This is a genomic window from Aquimarina celericrescens (genome assembly GCF_042682765.1).
GTDB classification, from domain to species: Bacteria; Bacteroidota; Bacteroidia; order Flavobacteriales; family Flavobacteriaceae; genus Aquimarina; species Aquimarina celericrescens.
Genome location: NZ_JBHUHY010000003.1, coordinates 386,721 through 410,634 on the forward strand (window position 1 = coordinate 386,721; position 23,914 = coordinate 410,634).

A 23,914-nucleotide genomic window follows, 5' to 3' on the forward strand; every position below is an offset into this window, starting at 1 on the left:
TTTCTTTTTCTCTGTCATTTGGCTTTATCCATATTGTTTTATAACTCTTTAATGCTTTATATATTATCTATATAAAGTAAAGTGGCCGGTAAACTCTCTACTATCTACATCATTTAGAATAATAGTAAACCAGTAATCTCCAGATGGCAACTCTTTTCCTTGATATACACCACTCCATCCTTGTTGATCTCCTCTAAACTCTCCTAACATTCTACCGTATCTGTCGAATATCTTTACTTCCATATCTTCAAAGAAGAAAGGATCATCAATATTGGGTGTGATCTGTCTGGGATACCAGAATCTTTCCTCTGGAGTTGAATTAGGATCATTAGGTGTAAAGTAATTCGGAATACGAATATTAATATAGGTTAGCTCCTGAACAGTTATTGCCTGACATCCATTAGCATCTGTTACTCTAACGACATAGGTTGCAGTTTCACGAATTACAAATATGTTGCCATCTACATTAATATCGTATACAACATCAGTAATACTTTGTCCATCTTCTAATCTTCCGACCTCAAAAATATAGAATGGCTCTCTATCTAATCTAGTACCACCAGTTACTATAATCTCATATTCGTTAGGATCCTGGGGATTATTGGTCATCAGTAAAACAGGTATATCTAATGGTGTATACTCTTCTACTTGAATGGTATCTACAGTTCTAATACATAAAGCAGACTCCATCACCCCTTCATATTCTCCTGGTGACACTTCAAAGCGTCCAGTAAGATTTGAGTTGTTAGGTGGATTTGGTGTTCCGTTAATACCATTTAATGTATAAATGATATCCAGAGTTTCTGATTCGGGAACTATATTGAAATCTATAAAATAACGTTCATCCTGGGTCAGCACCGGGTTCATCGGATCACTATAATCGTATACCGGACACTCAAGACTTGCTACCAATTCAGCGTCTAATAAAGGCCCTGGTTCAATTTCTATATTATAAGGTAACTCACAATCAGGATTGTTACGAGAATCTCTTATAAAGATTGTAGTAGTTCCTCCTGCTAAGTTATCTATAAACAGATTCGTAGGATTTGTTACTGGCAAATACGATATACCATCGCGACTCCAGAAATATGCTGGATCTGCCGGATCAACTGGTGGTAATCCTCCAATAATTGCAATAGTTGCTGTACCGTTCATATCTCCTGCACACTCTTCTGGTGTCGTATTGATTGGCTCAAGAACATCAATTGGATCAGGCTCTAAAATTTCTATAGGTTGAATTGTCACAGGACATCCAAATGAATCTTCAACCTCAACTCGATAGCTATCTGCAGCAAGATTCTCAAAAATATGCTCTCCTGGCGTGCCATCTACGTCATCTTCAATAAATAAAAATACCTGATCATCGTTACCGTCATACAGCGAATAGAAGTATGGTGCTGTTCCACCAGTAGCCGTCACTCTAATTCTACCATCTGTTTCGCCACTACAAGAGATCGGCTCTTCAAAAGCTTCAGCCAAAAACTCTGGTGGTTGTACAATAGTAAATGGTGTTCTTACTTCATTACAATCTCCACTAGTAACAATATATTCGTAGTTACCCTCCGAAAGACCATCAAAGAAACTCACGTCTTGTGTATTTGTATTTAACGGCCCAGGTAGATTTACTAAGATTCCTAGATAATCTGTTCCCTCTACACGATAGGTATAGCCACCTAAGCCTCCGGTTACTATAGCATCTACAGATGCGGTAGCCTCGCTAAAACATACTATGTTAAAATTACCTTCATCTAACACAACAGTTAATGGCATGACATCTCGAACTTGAATATTATTAGATGCTGGTGAATCACAACCATTAGCATCCCTAGCAAAGAACTGATAATCACCTTGTGGAAGATTTGTAAAAATACCTGTAGGTTCAAATATCTCTACTCCACTCGTATTAACATAGAAATATGTATATCCTGGTGTTCCTCCACTTCCTGTAACTTCAATTCGATTTGGATTTGCAGTAAAGCAACTTTCTCCCGAAGGATCAACATTGACCAGCACTGGTGTTGGAGCGTTGATAGTTACATTCGCAGTGTCTTCACAATTTAGATTATCTGAAACCGTAATGATGTAATTTCCAGGTCCAAGATCATTCCATGTATACACGGTTGGTGTTGCAGGATCACTTGTTACTGGTCCTGATTGCGTGCCGTCTGGTAATGTAATTCTGAATTGATATAATCCAGGACCTTGTCCTCCTGTCACTGTCGCTGTGATACTACCATCTCTACTATCTGCACACTGTAATAATATCGGACTAGGTGCCGCAACACTTATCGGTGTAGGTGGATTAATCACAATCGTTTGATCTACAGGACAGCTATTGGCATCTAACACACGTACTCTGTAAAGTGCACTTGTAGTACCATTATTGGCATCCAAACCGCTGAAAACTGTCGTCGTCGTTTGGAATGGAACTAATACTGTAATAATACCTCCACTATCTTCGCTTTCGAGCTGATATTGATATGGTGGTGTTCCTCCGATAGCAACCACTTCAATCTCTGCATCATCACCAGGATTACAGGTTTCACTACGTCTTTCGGTTAAGCTATCTATAGTTACTGGTGTAGCCGGTTGAAGAATTCGTACCTCTTGTGAATCATCATCACACAACGTAGAATTTATATCGGTTTCAACAATATTAATAACGTATGTACCCGCTGGTACATTAGGAATGACTAATGGTGAACCTGTGTCTGATCCTGTTGTAAATACCGTAGAAGTACTGGTGTTAGTAACTGTATAGTCATAACCACCAATACCCGTAGTACCATCAGTATAGGTATAGTTCGTAATATCTACGGTAATCTCTCCTGTGGTATCACCAAAACAAGCAACGTTTTGAGTTACCCTGGCGTCTGCCTCGATCAGATCGAATGGCGCCACATTATAAGAAGGAGTAGCTATTGAACACGTAGTGGTTTGATCTGTTATCCTAAAGGTGTAATTACCTACCCCAGGAAGATTAAAATCAAAACTCGTTATAGTGCTGCCAGCCGTATTTCCATTTTCGTAAGTCACTATTTGTGAAGCAACGGCACCGTTTACTTCTTCAAATAAGAAGCTACCTCCGTCTGTACCTCCTGTAATCGATACAGTAATAATTTCTGTACCTGTTGGACATGTGATCGCAGTATCCTCTACTATAGTTGGATTCGTCATGATCGGGAAAGGATCGATAATAACATCGGGTAAATCAAACCTACAACCATTGTTATCAAACACGCTTATTACATAGGTGCCCGGCTGATCAGCGTCAATAATAAACTGATTGGTTGGTGTGCCTGAAGCATCTACTACCGGTAAATTTGTACCGGCAAGTGGCACAGGACCTGTGTATGTAATCGTATATGGTGATGTCCCTCCTACGATATCTACCGTGATATCAGGAAATACGTCATTATTCGAAGGATCACAACTATAATTGCTCGGTATTCGTGATGCTGTGAAAGCTGGTGGACTTGGTACAGTAATGTTTTCGATTGCATCTTCACAACCTGAATCTGATACGACTCTAATACCATACACGTTGTTTGGTGGTGCTACTGCAGAAATATCTGCAAGATTATCAAACAAAGGATCACCAGGTTGTGAGAAAAGCAATGTACCTGTACCCGTTGGACCTTGCCACAATTCATATGTAAATGGTCCATCAGTATCGGTACCTGGTTGTATATTCACCAAAATAGAACCATTACTATCACCTACACACTGTACTCCAGAGATTATAGGTGGATCTAATATTGGTTCAATTGGTACTGGTCTGGACACATCATCGGTTACAGCACATCCTCCCGGTGCAGGTATCGCTGGTCCAATAGCACTATCACGTACTTCTACGGTATAGTTTCCGGCAGACACTAATGTAAAAATATTGTCAGTTGCCAGACCCCCTTGAGTTCTATTTACAGGGTTTCCATTACTATCAGTACCTGTAAGGGTAAATGTAAAGTTACCTGGGTTAGCGCTAAAATCGGAACCTCCTGTTACGGTAACTTCAATTGTACCATCTGCGTCAAGACATGTTGGATCTGGTGCTATAAAGTTTGCGTCAATTCTTAGTTCTGGATAAACGATAATAGTCTGTGTATCATCACACCCATTAACATCAGTTACTGTAAGTGTGTATTGATCTACACTTGGTCCAGGGAAGGTATATGTAAATGTATATTCATTAGGATTTCCTGTGGGCGTACCCAATCCTGTTACCGGACTATCAGCAGTACTGGTGTCCCCGTCATCTCTTCCGAACGTAAGTTGGCTAGAACCTGTTGCTAGAACGGTAAGTGAATTATTAGTGGTACACGAATTATCTACCAGTGTTGGGAAAGGTACTTCGAACAATGGATCTGCTGTTCTAGTAATAGTAACATCAATCAAAGGTACAGTACAATCATTAGCATCCAAAATATAAATATCCCAATCCAGATCGAATGCAGGGCCAGCTCCCGGATCTAATGTAAGGACATTACTGGTACCATAGTCCCCAGCGACTGGGGCTGTACCATCGACTACTGCCGCATATCGATATGGTGGTGTTCCTCCACTTCCACTTACAGTTACTTGGGAAGGTGCATTACAATTAGCTATAGTTGGTGTTCCCACATTGAATTGTAGCTCTGAAGGTTCATCTATTGTAAATACAATCGCAGCATTACAAGGTCCTACGACACCTCCATCTGTTTCTGTTACTCGTAGTAAATATTCTCCTGGACCAAAATCTTCTACAATTCCATTTGAAGGTGCTCCTGTTAATCCAGTCTCTACATTAGAGTTGAAAGGAGGATTATTGAAAGTATAAGATCCTGTAATCTCTGTGGTTAAGTCATTAGTCCTATATATAGCATAGGTTAACTCGTTTCCGGAATATCCTGTGACTGTATAAGGAAAAGTACCATCATTTGCACCAAAACATTGTACATCGGTTTCGGTTCCGGTTATAGCCAAGCCAGATGGATTTGAAACAATAGGTATTACCCCGATTTCTGTACAATTTGTAGTTTGATCCAAAATCTCAAAAGTAAACGGAGTGTCGTATGGCTGATTAAGCAAAATATGATCTCTTGGTGGTGTATTAACGGCAACAAAAGGTTCGGTTCCTCCTGGAGTAACTTCTCTGATAAAGAATGGCCCGGTACCTCCCGAAATATTAATGCTTATTGTTACTCCGCCCACACAATCAGTAGGTGAAGCAGTAGGAGTTACTGTAAAACTTGCAGGATTGGCAATATCTACAGTATCCTCAAAAATACATCCATTAGCATCTACGATTCTAAAAATATAATCTCCAAATTCAAGACCATCAAAGGTAACTGCAGTTGATGCAGTTGGACCATCTGGGTTGGTAGAAGTAGTTGTCGCTAATGTGTTATCTAAATTTCTTAAACTATATGTGTAAGGAGGCGTACCACCAGATATAGCAGTATATTCAACTCGTCCTGGAATATTACCTACTCCAGAGTTACAACTGATATCAAATTCTTGTTTTGAGAAATTAAAGGGTTCTGGAGCAAAAACTGTAGCACTAAAGTTAGCTTCACAATTTTTATCATCTCTAACGATATAATTATATGTTGTTCCCGCTGGAGAACCTGCCAAATTACCATAGGTAGTTTGAGAAGTAAAGGCAGAACCATTAAAAGATATTAGAAATGGTGGCGTTCCTACAGAAGTATCTACGTTTACGGTCACAGAACCATCAGTAAGACCTGGACACGACACATTCGTAACCGTAGGTGCCAATACTGCTGGTGCAGGTGCTGGATCTATTGTTATAATTTCTGAAAGATCTGTACAGGCTGTTGGTGAAGCAGAATCTGTTACTCTAAATTGATATGTTCCCGGATTCAAGGTAGTAAAAGGAATTGGTCCGGTGTACGAAGTAAAAATTCCAGCGTTAAAACTAACCTCTAACGATGTAACTCCGTTACCCCCTGTAACTGCCAAATCTATTCTTGCTGCTTCGTTTCCAACATCACAAGTAAGATTTTTTAAACGAGTGGCGGTAACAATTAACTCTTCTTGTACCTCAAAAGTAACTGTATTCGAACTACAACCATTAGTATCGGATACCGTTACGCTATAATTAGGTGGTACGGTTCCTGCGTTTCTTGGAGTCAAATTAGGGATTTCGAATGTATTAGGCGGCGCTCCTAATAACGTTACTGCTTGTGGTGCTCCTCCATCAAGGCTATAGGTGAATGGCCCTACACCTCCTGCAATTTCAATCCATTGCGTTGCCGGATCTGCACTGGTGTAACATTGGTCTCCGCCTGACACAGCCGTAATTACAATAGGGGGTGCCTGGAAAAGATCAACATTTTGAAAAGGAGTTACACAAGCCGTTGCAGGATCATTAGAGTCTCTAACCTCTACGCGATACGTGATCGGTGTTGGCGGTGTTCCTCCTGCTAATCCTGTAAATATATTGTTATTTTGGAAAGCAACTAACTCTACCCCAGTATCATCTAATAATCGATACTGATATCCACCTCTACCTCCAGTAGCATTAACTGTAATGGTACCATTAGCTGCATTACAGTCTGCAATACTTGTTGCAAACGTAAAACCAAGAGGGTCTGGTTGTGTAATCTCTATATCAACAAAATTCGTACAATTGGTCGTCTCGTCTGTTACATTAATGCGATATGTTCCTGCTCCAAGTCCTGTTTCTGTAATCGATGGGGCTGATTGACCTGTGATTTCTGTTCCACCATCAATATTGTATGAATAGGTATCGCCTCCGGCTAGATCGATATTACTTACTGTAAATTGTAAAGATCCGTTGGTGTCACCATTACAAATAGGTTGTGAAACCATATTACCGGTTACTGCTATATTTTGAATCGTACTTACAGTGTATGTGTCTGAATATACACAACCATCAACTGTGGTTCTTGCTTCAAAAGTGTACGTACCCCCTTGTGGTAATGTATACGTGTCATTTGAACTAAACACGTCGTAACCCGGTTGGGCTGGTGGTAGGGTCGCTACACGATATTCAAAACTTGTAGCGCCATTAGTTCCTGTTGCAGCTACGGTGATGGCCGAAGTTAATGAAGGACAAGTAATTGGCCCTTCTGTAAAGCTTAAACCGTTTACTTCTTGTAGCGGATCAATGGTAATATCACCAAGATTAACCGGACATGCGGCAGTATTCGTATCTCGAATTTCTACGGTATATGTGCCCGCAGTAAGGTTGTTAAATACTCCTGTAGTATTAAAGGTGGTAAACCCATCGATACTATATTCATAACTACCATTACCATTGGCTGCACCTGTAACTGTAATTTGACCCAAAATAACCGCCGTTCCTGCTGCATCACAGCGAAGATCCTCAGTAGGAGTAGCTGTAGCTGTTATGGGGGTAGGCGCTGTGAATTGTATGTTGCTAAATGTAATATCACAACCAAAGTTATCGGTTACCACTACCTCATGGGTTATGGTAGTATCTACGCCATTAAATATTTCTGTGGTGTTATTACTTGGCCCTATGGTATCAGTACCATTTAATACATAAGTAAACGGACCTTCACCAGCAGTAAGGTTTACTGTAATAGATCCGGGATCATTGGGGCAATTGAGTGTTGAAGGTGTGGCACTACCGTCTAATTGTTCAAAAGGGGTGACAATAACTGTACCTGCATCAACAATACATCCAGTATTTGTATCGGTTACCTGTATAATATAGGTTCCTGCAGCATAAAGTCTAAATATATTTGTTACCGGTGGTGTTTGTGGATCAAGATCTAATGGTACAAATGTAGTACCACCATCAGAAGAAGCACTATAGCCATAGCTACCCGAACCTCCTGTAATGATATTGATCTCTACAAGAGCAATGAATTCGTTATCATCAAAGAATGGTAACGATGGATCTGGCTGGTACCTTGGGTTACAAGCTAAATCTCTATTCAATACTGCTGCGGCCTCAAAATCAGCTGGCTCTTCGATTCGAATCTGATCGGTATCGATACACCCTACTGCTGCACCTACACCATCTTCGTCGTAGGATAATACTTCTATATCGTATAATCCAGGATTTAAGCCCGTAAATTCGTGATTAACATCAGTAGTGGGGCCAAATGAGTCACTAAAAGAATTTCCCGCATCAGCACTTGAAATATTATAGATATACGTGGGTTCAGCATCTATGATAGTGATACGTATTTCGCCTTCGTCATCAGCACATACCGGATCTGTTTTCTCAACTCTAATGTCGGATTGTTGATCTTCCATAAATTGACTTGCCTGAAATACACAGGCTGTAGGCTCTCCATTGTTTTGACGTACATTTACCGTATAATTTCCTTGTACTGTAAGCCCAGTAAATGTTGGGGAGGCCTGATAGTTACCTGCTGATGGTAAAATGGTGCCACCCGGAACTACTAATTGATATTCATATTGACTAGATGAATTCTGCACCGTTAATGTACCTGGAGTACCACAAATAATCTCTCGAACAATCTGAAGTTGCGGATCAAAATTATTTTGAAATGCATTAAAATAAAACGTTCTGGGACAGTTGTTGTCAAAAATGGCGGTCAATCTATATTCACCTGCTTGATCCAGTGTGAACGTTTGTCCTGCTCCTACTTGCACCCAACTAGAATCACAACCAGAGTTTGTAGTAGGACAACTATCTACTCTGGTTACCGATGGACAAGCTGCGGGATCTAATCGTTCCCACACGACATTATCTCCAAAATTAGAATCTAACAATACTGAAGCTGATGCACCACATAAATAGATCTCTGGAAAAGCATCGCCTGTAATAGAGCAAGTCTCTACCTGACCGTTAGGTATGCTTCCATTATTGATTCCGGTTACAATCGGATGATTGATTTCACCCAAAGTACTTACGTTATAAGTTTCTACGCCATCGGCGCAAATCGAAGACACCTTGGTCACCTGGTATCTTCCTGCACTGGTGACATTAATCGTTTGTGTCGTTCCGATTACCGTTCCCGGAAGTCCTGATGTAATATCTCTCCACTCATATGTATCAAATCCACCACCTGCAGTAAGCGGTAAATCTCCAGTACATAAAAATCGATCAAAATCTCCAGTACAAGAACCTAAATCTGCAAGTACTAGAGTAGCTTCTGCTATATCAAAATTACAGGCATCAGGACCCAAACCACTTGGTTCTCCTGAACGTGTTATGCCTGATTCATCACCTGTATATGTGGCAAAAGCAACATTAGAAATTTGATCAGAACAAGCGTCTCTTAATTCAGCACAATTAGCAACCACTTCGACCCCAAAACGCATAGAAACAGGCCCGTCAAAGCGCTGTACTACATTATCGTCTAAAGTAATAGTGAATTCTCGAGCTGTACTATCGTAATTCCAAGTAACACCTGGATCAGCTGTTATTAAAGCAAAATCTGTAAAGTTAATATTATCTGGAAGCACATCACGAATAGAGGCATTGATAATATCTTCATTTCCTATATTTTGTATGGTCAGTTCGTAAAAAAGCTCTTGCCCCAAATTAACAGAGTTATTTGGCGGTTCTGTAATATCGTTTCCGGTAGCTCGATCTATTACTCTTTTAGTGACGCGCAGCTCAGGTTCTATAATTTCTACCTGGAAAGAATTCATAAAGATTCTAAATCTATCACTACTAGTAGTTACTCTAAAGTTAACTTCTGTTTGGTCGTTACCTATCAACCAGTTTTGGCCATTAGTCTGATTAGGAATATCAAATATGTCTGAATCAAAACCTAGAGTGTTCCTGGATGCAGGAATCCTTTCTGGGCGATCTACATAATTTCCATCAACCGATATCGAACTATCGAAAAAGTTATTAAATGGATTAGCCGGTGTAGTACGTAAAGCATATTCAGCATTATTAGGTCTTCTTAAAAGAAGTTGATCTCCTCTAAGATCGAAGTCACCCTCTAAGGTCGCTAATCCATAACGTGCACGTACATCTAATGGTGGAGGTAGTGTTTGAAACCCAGTATATGTAAATGTTTTATTGCTTTGAGCACTGTTGTCTGCTGAAACTTCTAAAAATCCTTTATTTGTACTAATGAACTTACTCGACAACGCAGGGTCTTCGTAAATCACCACTAACACCCATCCTCCAGAGATACCCGCAGAATTTCGTCCTGCCGTTCCGGTTGAAGCCCTCATATCAGCGATAGTATAGGTGCCATCAACACTCGCAGCAGCAGGTTTTGAATTGAATATATCGGTCACATCAGCATAACACGCATAAGGAATATCTCGAATAGCAATATCACTAGGATTAGTTGCAGTATTACGGTACCCATCGTATAATACTTCAGTTCTGGAAGGTAAGATATCTATATATGAAGCGCTCCAGGCCGGTTTAAATTTTAAAGTTCGGAAATCAGGTCGGTTGTCAGGGAATGGAAGATTGCGATATCTAGGATAACTTCCAGTACTTTGAGAGCCAGTACTGTTTGTTCTATCCACATAATATGATGCCGCCCAGTATAATCCCGCATATACTACTTCGGCACAATTAGCGTCACTAACGGTTAAATCTGCACTACTCGAACTAAAAGTAGACGGATCCCCATCAATATCGATATACCCAAACGTCTTTCGGTTGTTGGTTTCAGGGCCATTATAATCATCGTTCGGAGTGTAATTTTGATCATTTCCGAACTCATTTTCTAACCTATCATTGGGTCCGACGATAGCGTTAGCTATCATTTTAAGTTCACCACGTATTCTTTGAACACTACCGGGCACTGTATCAAAAACTACAGCTATTGGGTCTGGCGTCGCTATATTCTGAGAATATACTTCACCAAAACCAAGTAGTAGCATGGCAAATAATACCAATATGCATCTGGGGTATATCATTGGTTTCATAAGCTGAGTATTTAGTGTTTTATTTTGGGTCGTTCTAATCATCGTTCGGGGCTATTATATTACTCTATTTTTAAGATATATAAATCACCGCTATATGAGTTGTTTACATTAGAGAATAAACTTTGTTTTGCTTCATCCAAACTATCAAATTTCTTTAAGTAAACATATATATAATTATCCTTAGGGTTTCTAAAATATTGAGGCTGTAAGCCTTGTTCTTTAAGTCTTTCCATCCCTCTTTCGAAATAGTTCTCCCTCTTGAAAATATTAGTAATCAAATAATATCCGTTTTCAATATTGTGACCCCCGATATACGATAAGCTTTCCGTTAATACTGTGTCGTCTTTTACAGTATCCGTAATTAATTTAGTTTCTTGTAGTAATCTCTTAAATGATTCTACTCTACTCTTAGCAATATGAAGTATCCACATATCTCCAAAATATCGGTTGTCGATATTGCTTAAGTACTTTCTTGCAGCCTCATCCTTATCGGTATAACTCTCTATGGCTACATACTGAAACTGATTCTCTGGATTTATTATGATTTGAGAGTCATTAAATCCTAAATCTTTTAGGGTACTGGTAAATTTATTAGCGTACTCACCACCTTTAAATACATTACCTATGAGATAATATCCCTCTGGATAACCGGGTATATATTTGGTAGCGAATTGAGCTTCTGGCCTCGTTGCATCGGCAAATTTTACAAATCTATTGCTTGCTGTAAGTCGTTTAGAACTTGTGGGATCAGAATTTTTCGCTTCACTAGCATCATCACCCATATTAACAAGAGATTCTAAAAGCTGATTAAACCCTCTCTTATCAACATTAAGGGTAGTGGTCAATAATGAATCCCTGCGTGCAAATATTTTACTTGATACTCTGGTATTATTATCCAGTTCTTTCTTAATCTCTTCTAATCCTTCTTCATTTTGTTCAGGCACTACTGCTGCGGCTGCTTCTTGACGTTTTCTTTCTTCTTCTGCCAGACGTGCAGCTTCTGCTTCGGCAGCTAATCTTTGCTCCTCGGCCAAGCGTGCAGCTTCGGCAGCTTCAGCTTCTTTAGCACTTATGGCAACCTCGATTTCTGATAACAAACTTTGCTGATCTGCCTGTGGAAGAATCTCACTTGATCTTACCACTTCAGCCTGACTTCTAAGCTCGTTAACCGTTCCGGTAGCTATTATTTGTCTGGTTGCTGTAATTAATTCTTGTATCTGGCGTTGCTCCTCGGCCAAGCGTGCAGCTTCGGCAGCTTCAGCTTCTTTAGCACTTATGGCAACCTCGATTTCTGATAATAAACTTTGCTGATCTGCCTGTGGAAGAATCTCACTTGATCTTACCACTTCAGCCTGACTTCTAAGCTCATTAACCGTTCCGGTAGCTATTATTTGTCTGGTTGTTGTAATTAATTCTTGTATCTGGCGTTGCTCCTCGGCCAATCGTGCGGCCTCTGCCTCCTGACGCAACCTTTCTTCCTCTGCCAGACGTGCAGCTTCTGCTTCAGCAGCTAATCTTTGCTCCTCGGCCAAGCGTGCAGCCTCAGCCTCTTTGGCTTGAATCGCTGTAGTAAGCTCTGCTAACAATCCTTGAGTATCTGCTTCAGGAAGAATCGTACTTGCACGTACTATTTCAGACTGATTTCTAAGAGCTTCTAAATCTCCATTTGCGACAACCTCTTTGGTGGCCGCAATCAGCTCTCCTATTTGGCGTTGTTCTTCCGCTAAACGTGCAGCTTCTGCTTCTGTAGCAATTCTATCTTCTTCAGCTTTCTGCTGGGCTACTTCGCGCTCTAACTGCTTCTGAGCAGCCAATCTTTCTTCTTCAGCTTTTTGCTCTGCTACCTGGCGCTCCAATTCTTTTTGAGCCGCTAACCTTTCTTCCTCTTCCTGTTGTTTTGCTGCTTCGGCTTCTCTGGCAGCTTCTTCAGCAGCAATCTGAGATTCCTCAGATTCTTCCTCGGTTACTTCGCGTTCTAGTAGTTTCTGAGCCGCAAGTCTTTCTTCTTCAGTTCTTTGCTCTACTACTTCACGTTCTAATTCTCTTTGGGCGGCTAATCTTTCTTCCTCGGCTTTTTGTTCTGCGACTTGACGCTCAAGATCTTTCTGAGCTGCCAGCTCTTCTGCTTCTTTATTAAGTAGTTTTACTTCTTCTTCTCGCTGTAACTCTAATTCGCTTGCTGCTCTGGCTTCTTTTGCTTTAGCTTCTGCAATAGATTTCTCCAATTCGCTCATTGCTCTTTGTTCCTGGCTCTGAACTTCTCCATTTTCATCTTGAAGATCTCTTATGATTTTGTTTTGTTCAAGTATTTCTTTTTTCAGCCTTCTAATTTCAGAATCTCGTTCTTCATATGCTTTTTGAGTACTTGATTTGGTGGTATTTCTTCTTCCTCTAGGTTTTTCCGTAGCAAAATTGTAAGCTAATCCAACCTCGTGTGTAGCTCCAAACTCGCTGGTGTCACCCATTCCCATCTCATAAGTGTATCCTACTGAAACATTTTCGGTTATATTACCACCAATTCCGACAGATGCGCCATAGAAGCTATTATATCCTGCTTGGGCCCAACCTAATGCCGGTAACTCAACAATGACGTTACCTCCATATCTTAAGTTTGAGCCAGAATCAACATCTTCCGGGCCTAAATCCGGAAGCATATTGGCATAAACCATACCTCTAATTGTTTTGTCTGATCGTCTTTCTAGGCTCGTAGTATACATAAGATGGCCTGTAAACGCCATATTATCAGTAAGCAATTCGCTCGCACTGAGGTTATAGGCTGCCAGGTTGACCACAGACACCCCAACATCAAATTCGGCATAATTAAAATTAACACCAGGAGTTAATACAAAAACAGAGCTGTTTTCGAAATTAAGAATGACAGGATCATTTACTTCTACTCCGTTATTTAGTATCGTACTGGTTGCAGCATCTATATTAGATTTTATTCCACTTTGAGAAAATCCTAGGTTTAACCCAAAGGTAAAATTCATATCATCATCTAGTTCTAGGTTATAAGCAAAATTCGCTACCCCCCCAAAATACCTATAAATCCCTTCATTTTGTTGGTATAGACCAATACCAACACCTGTTTTTTCATCAAAATTGGCAGTATAGTTTATTAGATATGTCTGAGGATTGTCGTTAAATCCTGCCCATTGCGTTTTGTTGTATACGTTAATTGACCTTTTATTCTCGCGAACCAGAGAAAAAGTAGGATTAAAGTAAAAGCGATTATATTTTACAAGGTTATGAGTAGGTATATCTGTCGGAAGCACACCAAAATTTGTGGTGTTTTCGTCTTGTCCCTTAACTTGACTAAGAGACAACAACAGCGTTAATAAAAGTAATTTTCTGACCATAAAACTATCTCATTACCGTGATTGAGCCTTTTCTTATCACGGAATTATTTCTTGTGATTATATAATAATATATCGGATTTTGGCCCGATGATCTTGAATTCTCTATTGGCCAATTATTTTGATAACTAGCTCCTATAAAATCCACCTGGCCTCTGGCATCAAATATTGTAACCTCTACATCCTGCTGGTTAAACAGTGATTCTGGAAGCAACCAATTATCATTAATGCCATCGTTATTTGGGGTAACTATATTTGGTATAATTTCTGTTTCTCCTGCGATATCTCCTATCGTTAGAATGTTTGACTCTATATTACAATCGGCAAATGAAATTATTACAAAATATTGCCCTGGTATACTTACTTCGATTTCACTGGTACCTTGTCCTCTAACTATGGTATCACCATCAACCAAGAGTTGATTTTCACCATTTACTATAACGAACCATTCATAAGTATAACTTCCACTCTGTGGCGCAGTTAATAATACAGTACCTCCTGGTGGAATACTGGTTGAAGATGCTGTAATCTCTAAGTTCTGCGCAATAATTTCTGCGATAAGTTCATTTGATCTTGCAGTCTCAAAAGTGGCATTCCGTAATGTGGCATCAAGCACATACACTTGGCCTGCATCGTCTTGTGTTATACTAATTGTCGTTTCTGTATCACCTGTAGACACACCTGCCCTAAACCATTCAAAATCAAAAAGTGATAGTTGATCGACAGTTATAGGAACTTCCTTTCCTGTACTGGTAACACCAAAAAGGTTGTCCAATCCAATGGTACCAGTATCTGCATCTTGGTCACAATCTAAAAGGGTTGCAATTTCTGTTCTAAAACGAACAGGTTCGAAAACCTCTGTAGTGGCTTCAAGAGGCTCTGGGCAAGAATCATTTGCAAAAACGCTGGCGGTATACACCCCTGTGTCGGTTACTTCAATAGACAAAGCTTCCGGTACGTCTGTCGGAAGCGCTGATTGAAAACTTATGCCATTTCTAAACCACTCTACGGTACTGCCTGGTGGAGCGTTGGTCGTAATCTCCAAAATGAGCGTAGGTTCTGTAGGTAATAACATTATTTCTGGAGGGGGTCTTGTCAAAATATCAGATCCCAGGTTAATGACCTCTACGGGAGCTGTAGGAATAGAGCACGTTTCACTACCTGTAATAGTTAATGTATAGGTGCCACCAAAATTACTTTGAGGCAAGTTGATAACTCCTCCAGCGTATTGGGGTTGTAATACATCATCTTTGAACCACTCATATGTAAAATCGTTATCAATAATGCTTGCGGTTAATATTTTAATGTCGTTAGGGCAATATTCTACCCTTGGACCCTCGTTAATTTGCACTGTCGTTTCATCAAAATCATAAAGCGTTATAAAACCTTCATTGCCATCTACCAAACCATCGCAGAGTGTTGGTAAGGGAATTCTTACCCGATATCTCCCTGTTTGATTTACATCTGATAACGTAGGTCCTGTTTCTCCTGGAATAACAACAAAATTATCGGTTAAATCCGTATCGATTGCCCATTGATACTCAGGAAAGTCTGAAGGGGTGGCTGTTAATGTTACTGTTTCCCCTGAGCACAATCCAATAGCACTAACTCCATTCACCGTTATGGGATTTGAAGAGTCAAAATAAGCAATACTCATTTCTGTACTTTCTCCACTAAAAATATCGTCTTCTCCCGGAATAATAGCACGCACACGCATACTATAATTATCACTGGAAAGATTAGTAGGAATTGGAAATGGAGTATTAAAATCTATATCACTATTTTGAGAAATCGCCACAGGTGTCGTAAACCTCGTAAGTATTAAGGGAGTATCCGAAAAAGTACCATCAGCATCAGACAATTCTAAAATAAATTCTGTGTCAATCGGAAAAGTCCTTGTAATATCTCGTACGATCGCTGCTCGATTAGGTGAATTTTGATTTACACAGGCGTTCTTGTTTGAATTATCACTATTACAAGTAGTGGGTGTATTACATGGATAAAATTCTGGACCTTGTATAGTAAACTGACCGTTCGCCTTTATGGAAGAAAAGAGGAAAATGGTCAAGCAGACAATTGACGATATTAGGTTAAGTTTTTTTCTCATGATATCACACTTAAATTAATGGTGGATATGCTTATACTAACTCAGCGATTTGGGACGCTTGTTAATAATATTGTTAATATATTTTTTACCAAGTCATAAAATTATAAATTAAATGTTTATATCAAACTAAAATTTACTATTTTTTTGTAATAATTTTCTGACTTTTAGTTTATTAACGTCTTTACACCGGTTCAATTTTAGTTCATAAAAGCATCTTAATATACATAAAATTTTGTTAATCAATGGTTTGTAAGGGTGTAAAAAAGTTTATTCCCCTATCCTAAGAGACTAAAATCTCCCCCTTGATTCTGTCTAAAAAAGATATTCAAATCGATAAGAATTATCGAAATTATGGATATTTATGCATTAATAGCTGGTAACAAAAGACCTAAAAATGGCAAATTTATTCGATAAAGTGTAAGAATATACACAAAATATCCTTTAAAAAACTGGAAATACTCTCTTAAAAAATGAGGTTGTTCTTATGTTTTTTAAATGAATAAAAAACCACTTGTTATATAAAAACAAGTGGCTAATTTACTTTTTTTTATTATTGTTTTACAAATTTAGCAGTATATTCATCTTTTCCATATGACACTTTCGCAATGTAAAGTCCTGAGGACAAGTTCGAAATATCTAAATCTTTTCTCTGAGACAATACTTGCTTATACTCTTGGATGGCATTGCCATAAATATCAAAAATCTGGACATTATAATTAGCCTCTCCATTAGTCAAAATCGTTAATTTATTATTGGTTATTTGGGTTGGAAATATAAGAATATTGTTCTCGATTACATTCATATTCCTAATCTCTGTTTTTTCGCTTTTACTTAGTGGTGACCTTAGTACAGGGCTTGGGCAAGCAAGGCTAAAGATCGATGTGTCATCTACTCTCCAGACGGGTCGTCTACCAGAGCTTTTCGCTGATGCTTCAGCCAAATCTCTAACTTGTATGCATGTTAAATTGGTATTAAATCTAGCTTCTAAACTTTGCAAATTATTAATTCCAGATATGTCCAAACTTGTAAAGAAATTATCCGAAACATTTAAAGAAACTAACCTTGCATTATTAACGCTAATTTGCTCTAAAAAATTAAAAAACACATTTACTGAGATAAGTTTTGTGTTTTGTGATAGATCCAAGATAACCAAATCATTTTCTGGTATGTATAAAGTCTCAAGATTTATAAAACCTTCAATTCCTGTTAGGTTAGTTATGCCTTGCAAGGGATTAATCGTTATCGTAGTTACTTTTTCTGCATCGCAACTGCTTATAATACCGTTTACTAAATTATCACTATCCATTTGTTGATCTACGAGCCATTGTTCAAAAACAGCGTCAGGGATAGATATATCGGTACAAGTAGGACTTCCTGGGTCGATTTCATAAATATATACTTCATTCCAGGTACCTGCACCAATAAAAGCACTATTCTCACTAACTGCTAATCCAGATTCGGCCTCTACAGTCGCAAAGTTGTCTGAAGGACTTTTTCTTTCGATATATTCCCAATTTCCAAGATCGTTTTTAGCCATTAAATGAGCGACAAAAAAGCCCCCTGTGCTATCAAAGCCTCCAACCAACGCATATGAATCACTTAGAGCAACATTATCCCCAAAATAGGTGTCACTGGGCGTGTTAGAAGTAAATATTCCTTTTTCTTCCCAATTAGTATTTGTGTTATTTCTACCGAAGAAAGCTATTTTTCCGCCATCAAAAGGAGCGCTAATTAGAAGTTCACTTTCGTTTAGTGCTACTGCATATCCAAATCCCCGAAATGATGTATTAGGAATTGATATTACTGTGTCTGACTGCCATGTGTTTCCATTTTTACTATAGGTATATACGACACCCTCATTGTTTTTCTTAAAATTGCCTATAGCTATGTAGTTATTGTTAATGGCAATGGGATTAGAACCTTTGCCAAAACCGGTATCTATGATACCGTCAGATGGTATTATATCCTGAAGAAATTCCCAAGATCCAGTGGGGTTTTTAGTATAGATACTTACTATGCCATACGATCCGCCTACAATAATGAAGTTGCCATTGATCGCCACATGATTTCCGAAATTTGTATTAGAAAAAGGAGTGGGGTTATTTCTAAAAAGCACCTGTTTCTCTTCCCAAATATTATTTACATTTTTTTCAAAAATATAAACTGCACCAGTACCATTAGAAGAATTTGGTTTATTTTCTGCTCCAATAATGATAGTATTGCCAGATATGGCAACAGAATTTCCAAAACCGTCACCAACTGTTATACCAGATATTGTCAATATTTGCTTCTGAAACCATGTATTAGTATTAGATTTCTCATATACATAGACCTCAATTGTTTCATAGTTCGAGCCAATGACGGAGTAATTACCCTCTATTGCTATTCTAGAACCAAACTGTTGTTCTAAATTCATTGGATTTTGAATAATAGTTGGCGGTTCCACCAATTGCTGGGCAAAACAGCTAATTGAAATCGAAAAAAGTAAAATGAATTTTTTCATGATTAAAAGGTTTTAAGATTATTCCTACAAAATAATTGATAAAAATTTCATAAAGGATTGGGCTCAGTTAATTTTTTGTTATTTAACGTGGTTTCAAAAATTTGATAATCAATTATTTAAGAAATAAAACAGTTTTCTAACACTCTTATTTCGAACCCGGTACAAATAATATAGTCGATAAAAAACGTTTTTTATCGACTATATTTGTGGGAATACCGTAAATCATAGCTCAATTCATCGCTACTACTTTTCAAAGAAAAACCCCATTGACTAATCAATGGGGCCTTCAAAATTTATTAACAAAAGCACTACTCCTTTTCATCAGAAACAGTTTCCTTTCCTCCGTTCAGTTCTTTAATTATTTCTTCTGTAATATCCAGCTCTTCCTTACCATATAGAATATTACTTACTTCAGTCTCTCCATAGATATAGGTATACCCATTTTTCTTGCCATACTCCTTAATAAATTCCTTTACTTTTCCAATTATTGAGTCGATTTCCTTTTGACTACCTTGCTGAATTTCCTGCATTCTAGTCTGTTGTTCTCTTTGCAATAATTGTTGTTTGCCCATTAATTCTTGTTCTTTCTTTTCTCTATTTGCCTTGGACATAGACTTCATGATATTCTGATATCCTTGTACCTCTATCTGAAACTGTTTTGCTTTTTCTTCTAGTTCTGCTCGTACTTCATTATTCTTTTTCGTCCATTTGTCTTGAGCCTCTTTCATTTCTGTATAATCGGAGACAACTTTGGTATTATTTACAAAACCTGTTTTTTCAGTTTGTTGATTGCAAGAGGCTAAAATCAAAACCACACTTGCCATCCATAAAAATTTTTTCATCTTTCAAAAATTTAGTTCTGCGCAAAAATATCAAAGTTCGGGTGATGTTATTGATAATATGGCTCTAAAATATTTAAATATAAGAAAAAACGATTGTTTTCTACAAAATGATAATAAAAAACTATGAAAATAGATTCAAAATAAAGCGTTTTAAAGCTTTTTTATAAAAAAGTGATACAGTTTATGTGGCAGACTCCCAAAACTTATTAAAAAGCTCGTAAAAAAAGAATTATTGTTTTTTAAGCACATAGATATGCGAAGAAAATTCCTTAGAGTGTTTCGCTTTTAAATTTGATCTCAATCCCACCCAAAAAGCCTTTAAAAAATTCATTTTACCGTTTTTATATTTCTCTGACAATAATGACACATAAAATGAATCGAATTTCATGGGTAACGTCTTCTCTAATTTAATATCTTTTTCACTGAAAAGCTTTTGAATCGATTTTTTCGAAAAATGCCAAAGGTGTCTTGGTACATCATAGGCTGCCCAAAATGAATTGTAATATTTTGCATCATAAGACTTAAAGTTTGGAACAGCAATAATCAAATGTCCATTTGGTTTTAAAAGTCTTCTTAATTCTATTATTTGGTTTTGTAGATTTGGTACATGTTCTAGAACGTGCCACATCGTAATTACATCAAATTTTTGGTTTTGGTAATTTGAAGTTTCAGAAGCTAACCCAATTTCTTTTTGTTCTGCTAGTTTTTTGGCCTGGCTATTGGGTTCGGTTCCAAATATATTCCACCCCCATTTTTTTGCTTCAACCAGAAAATCACCAGTCCCGGCTCCAATGTCTAAAAGCTCTCCTGGACCATTATTTAGTCTTGAAATTAACTTCACTTTTTTTCTAAGTGAGTATGACTTTACCACATGATATAACTTTTCAAAAAGAGAACGTTTTGCATCGGTATGAGATATGTAATCTTTACTTTCATAATATTTCCCTAACACATCATCATTTGGTTTTGGAGAAGTAATCAACATATCATAGTCGACATTATAAAGTAATTGAAATTCTTCCCCTGACACACTATGATCTTTGCAGATCATATAAATTTCTAAATTTTGTTTTTTGTTCATTCTTTTTTTGAATACCTTTTATGAATGTCTTCTGAATTTTAGAAACCCCGTTATCATTCTCAACTTTTTTCAGCATGACACAAAATTATTCTTGAAACTAATAATTCGTAATGTTCTTGGGTTTACTGATAAAAAACCAAAACAAAAGTATTTCTAATCCTTTCGTTATCAAAACATATTTTCTATAAAACTATTTAGAATTAATCTTATAGTTATATTTCGACTTCGCTTAAGGTTCGAGAGCCTCACCTTTCATTAATTACTTTTATTCCAAAATCAGAAAACCATTTGAACCCTGAGGTACTCGAAGGGTGAAATACCAAAAAAATACACTTTTTAAATAACTAAAGAAATAGCACGCTGAAGCACCTCACCTTTCATTAATTACTTTTATTCCAAAATCAGAAAACCGTTTGAACCCTGAGGTACTCGAAGGGTGAAATACCCAAAATATATTTTTCCAATAACTAACGAAATGACACGCTGAAGAGCCTCATCTTTAGTTAAGCGCTTTTATTATAAAATCAAATAATTTATTTCTGAACCCTGAGGTACTCGAAGGGTGAAATACCAAAAAAATACACTTTTTAAATAACTAAAGAAATGGCACGCTGAAGCACCTCACCTTTCACTAATTACTTTTATTCCAAAATTAGAAAACCGTTTGAACCCTGAGGTACTCGAAGGGTGAACTACTAAATACGATTCATTAAATTTCCAGTTTTGTTCCACGTGGAACTATTCTTTGGTAGTATCATAAAGTTCAACATTGAGTAGTTTACTTAATGATTCTGCTTTTTGTTGTGCTATTTTCTGTTTTGACGTTCTATATAGCGTAAAATTCTTGTTCGCTGTAAAAAAACGAACAACAAACCTATCCAACCGTTCCTTGGTTCCAATAGCCGCGATAGCGCCCCACTCATTATCTGAGGTAAGAGAAGTAGAGAAAACAGATATATAATCAGGAAACTCTATATCCAGTTTGGTTGTAAACAAAGTAATGCCAAAAAAACAATACAACTTTTCATTATCAAAAGCAGAACTAATTTTAAAAGATGTCGAAAAACCGAAGACAAATAAAGAAACTGAAAAAAGTATTATTCTTGGTAAAAAAGGTTCTGACACAACTAATAAATATAAAACAGAAAACACCAATACCATATAGGAGAGAATCCTTCCTTTAAGCGCTCTTTCTTGTTTACAAATTACAGTCTTCATTATCTACCCATGTATACTAAAAGTACCGAAATATCACTTGGTGATACTCCGCTAATTCTTGATGCTTGAGAAATGGTCGCCGGTTTAATTTTTGACATCTTTTCACAAGCCTCATACGACAATGATTTTAGCTTTGTGTAATCAAAATTCTTAGGGATTTTTATATCCTCTAATCGGTTTAGTTTGTCGGCGTTATTTTTTTCTTTCTCTATGTACCCCGAATATTTGACTTGGATTTCTGTTTGCTCTAAAACCTCTTTATCGAGATCCTTTGCTTCTATATATGCTTTTACTTTTTCAAAATGTTTAATATCCTCCAGGGTGATTTGCGGACGAGCAAATAATTTAAACATCTTTCCACTTTGTTTAACCGGTGAAGAATTCTTTGCTTCTAAGACCGGATTCGCTTCTTCTGGTGAGACACTGGTTTCTTTAAAAAATTGAACAAACTCGCTAGCTTTCTTTTCCTTCTCTTCCATTCGCTTCATTCTTTCTTCTGAAGCTAAACCTATTTCATAAGATTTTGGTGTTAATCTAAAATCTGCGTTGTCTTGTCTCAGTAATGTTCTATACTCTGCACGAGATGTAAACATTCGATAAGGCTCTTCTGTTCCTTTTGTAATCAAATCATCGATCAGCACACCAATATATGCTTCACTTCTTTTAAGTATAAACACATCCTTTTCCTTAACTTTTAATGCCGCATTGATACCAGCTATTAATCCTTGAGAAGCCGCTTCCTCATATCCAGTAGTTCCATTAATTTGTCCCGCAAAGAACAATCCAGAAACTAATTTTGTCTCTAGTGTATGTGTTAATTGAGTGGGTGGAAAATAATCATATTCGATCGCATAACCTGGCCTAAAAAACTTTACCTTTTCAAAACCTGCAACAGATTTCAGTGCCTTGAATTGAACATCCTCTGGCAATGAAGTCGAAAAACCATTTACATAAACTTCAACCGTATTCCATCCTTCAGGTTCTACGAAAAGCTGATGCCTATCCTTATCTGCGAATCGATTAATTTTATCTTCAATAGAAGGACAATATCTCGGGCCTATACTTTTTATTCTTCCATTAAACATTGGCGAACGGTCAAAACCTTCTCTAAGCACATCATGGACCTCACTAGATGTATACGTCATGTAACATGATCTTTGTTCTGAAAGTGGTTTTGTTAAATCTGTATAACTAAATTTTTCAGGGTTTTCATCTCCTGGTTGTTCTACCATTTTGGAGTAATCTAACGATCGGCCATCAACTCTTGGAGGCGTTCCTGTTTTCATTCTTCCCGAATCAAAACCTAAATCAACCAGCTGTTCAGTAATACCTGTTGCTGCTTTTTCTCCTGCTCTTCCACCACCAAATTGTTTCTCTCCAATATGAATCAATCCATTCAAAAAGGTTCCGTTGGTTAACACTACGGTTTTTGCTCTTACCTCGATTCCGAGCGAAGTTTTTACTCCTTTTATATGTCCATTCTCAACCAAAAGTCCGCTCACCATTTCCTGATAAAAATCCAGATTTGGTGTTTGTTCCAAAAGCAATCTCCATTCTTCAGCAAAACGCATTCTATCACTTTGCACCCTTGGACTCCACATCGCCGGTCCTTTTGATTTATTCAGCATCTTAAATTGAATCGCGGTACGGTCACTTACAATGCCACTATACCCGCCTAAGGCATCAATTTCTCGAACAATTTGTCCTTTTGCAATACCTCCCATGGCAGGATTACAACTCATTTGTGCAATGTTTTGAAGATTCATTGTTATCAACAATGTGCTGCATCCTAAATTAGCGGCTGACGCCGCAGCTTCACTTCCTGCATGCCCTGCACCAACAACTATTACATCATACTCCTTATCAAACATAATTTCTACTGCATTGTTCCACGTGGAACGTTAAACCTGTACTAAAAACTTTTGTTCCACGTGGAAC

Annotated in this window: 8 protein-coding genes; all 8 read right to left on the reverse strand. The window is 37.8% G+C overall.

The genetic code is table 11. The features are described 5' to 3' along the window. Nucleotides 1-63: 63 nt before the first annotated feature. The 8 genes from ACFSJT_RS05590 to mnmG all read right to left on the reverse strand — a co-directional run bounded on the left by ACFSJT_RS05590 (nt 64) and on the right by mnmG (nt 23,847). Nucleotides 64-10,869, reverse strand: a complete 10,806-nt coding sequence (locus tag ACFSJT_RS05590) for a T9SS type B sorting domain-containing protein (protein ID WP_378319234.1) — start codon at nt 10,867-10,869, stop codon at nt 64-66. A gap of 59 nt (nt 10,870-10,928) precedes the next feature. Next, a complete protein-coding gene (locus tag ACFSJT_RS05595) occupies nt 10,929-14,228 on the reverse strand; it encodes a PorP/SprF family type IX secretion system membrane protein (RefSeq protein WP_378319235.1) in 3,300 nt (1,099 codons plus the stop codon). 4 nt (nt 14,229-14,232) lie between these two features. Further along, the gene (locus tag ACFSJT_RS05600; RefSeq protein WP_378319236.1) at nt 14,233-16,332 is read right to left on the reverse strand and encodes a T9SS type B sorting domain-containing protein; all 2,100 of its coding nucleotides are present in this window, start codon (nt 16,330-16,332) and stop codon (nt 14,233-14,235) included. A 550-nt stretch (nt 16,333-16,882) separates the two neighbouring features. Then, nucleotides 16,883-18,835: a T9SS type A sorting domain-containing protein gene (locus ACFSJT_RS05605; RefSeq protein ID WP_378319237.1), complete on the reverse strand. Its 1,953-nt coding sequence runs from the start codon at nt 18,833-18,835 to the stop codon at nt 16,883-16,885. Between the two features lie 308 nt (nt 18,836-19,143). After that, complete coding sequence (locus ACFSJT_RS05610; RefSeq protein ID WP_378319238.1) at nt 19,144-19,677, reverse strand: OmpH/Skp family outer membrane protein; 534 nt, start codon at nt 19,675-19,677, stop codon at nt 19,144-19,146. A 229-nt stretch (nt 19,678-19,906) separates the two neighbouring features. Next, nucleotides 19,907-20,758: a class I SAM-dependent methyltransferase gene (locus ACFSJT_RS05615; protein WP_378319239.1), complete on the reverse strand. Its 852-nt coding sequence runs from the start codon at nt 20,756-20,758 to the stop codon at nt 19,907-19,909. Between the two features lie 738 nt (nt 20,759-21,496). Continuing rightward, on the reverse strand, nt 21,497-21,976 hold the full coding sequence (locus ACFSJT_RS05620) for a hypothetical protein (protein WP_378319240.1): 480 nt from the start codon (nt 21,974-21,976) through the stop codon (nt 21,497-21,499). Beyond that, nucleotides 21,976-23,847, reverse strand: coding sequence for a tRNA uridine-5-carboxymethylaminomethyl(34) synthesis enzyme MnmG (gene mnmG / locus ACFSJT_RS05625; protein WP_378319241.1), 1,872 nt, complete (start codon nt 23,845-23,847; stop codon nt 21,976-21,978). Before mnmG ends, ACFSJT_RS05620 begins: the two co-directional genes overlap by 1 nt. Nucleotides 23,848-23,914 lie beyond the last annotated feature (67 nt).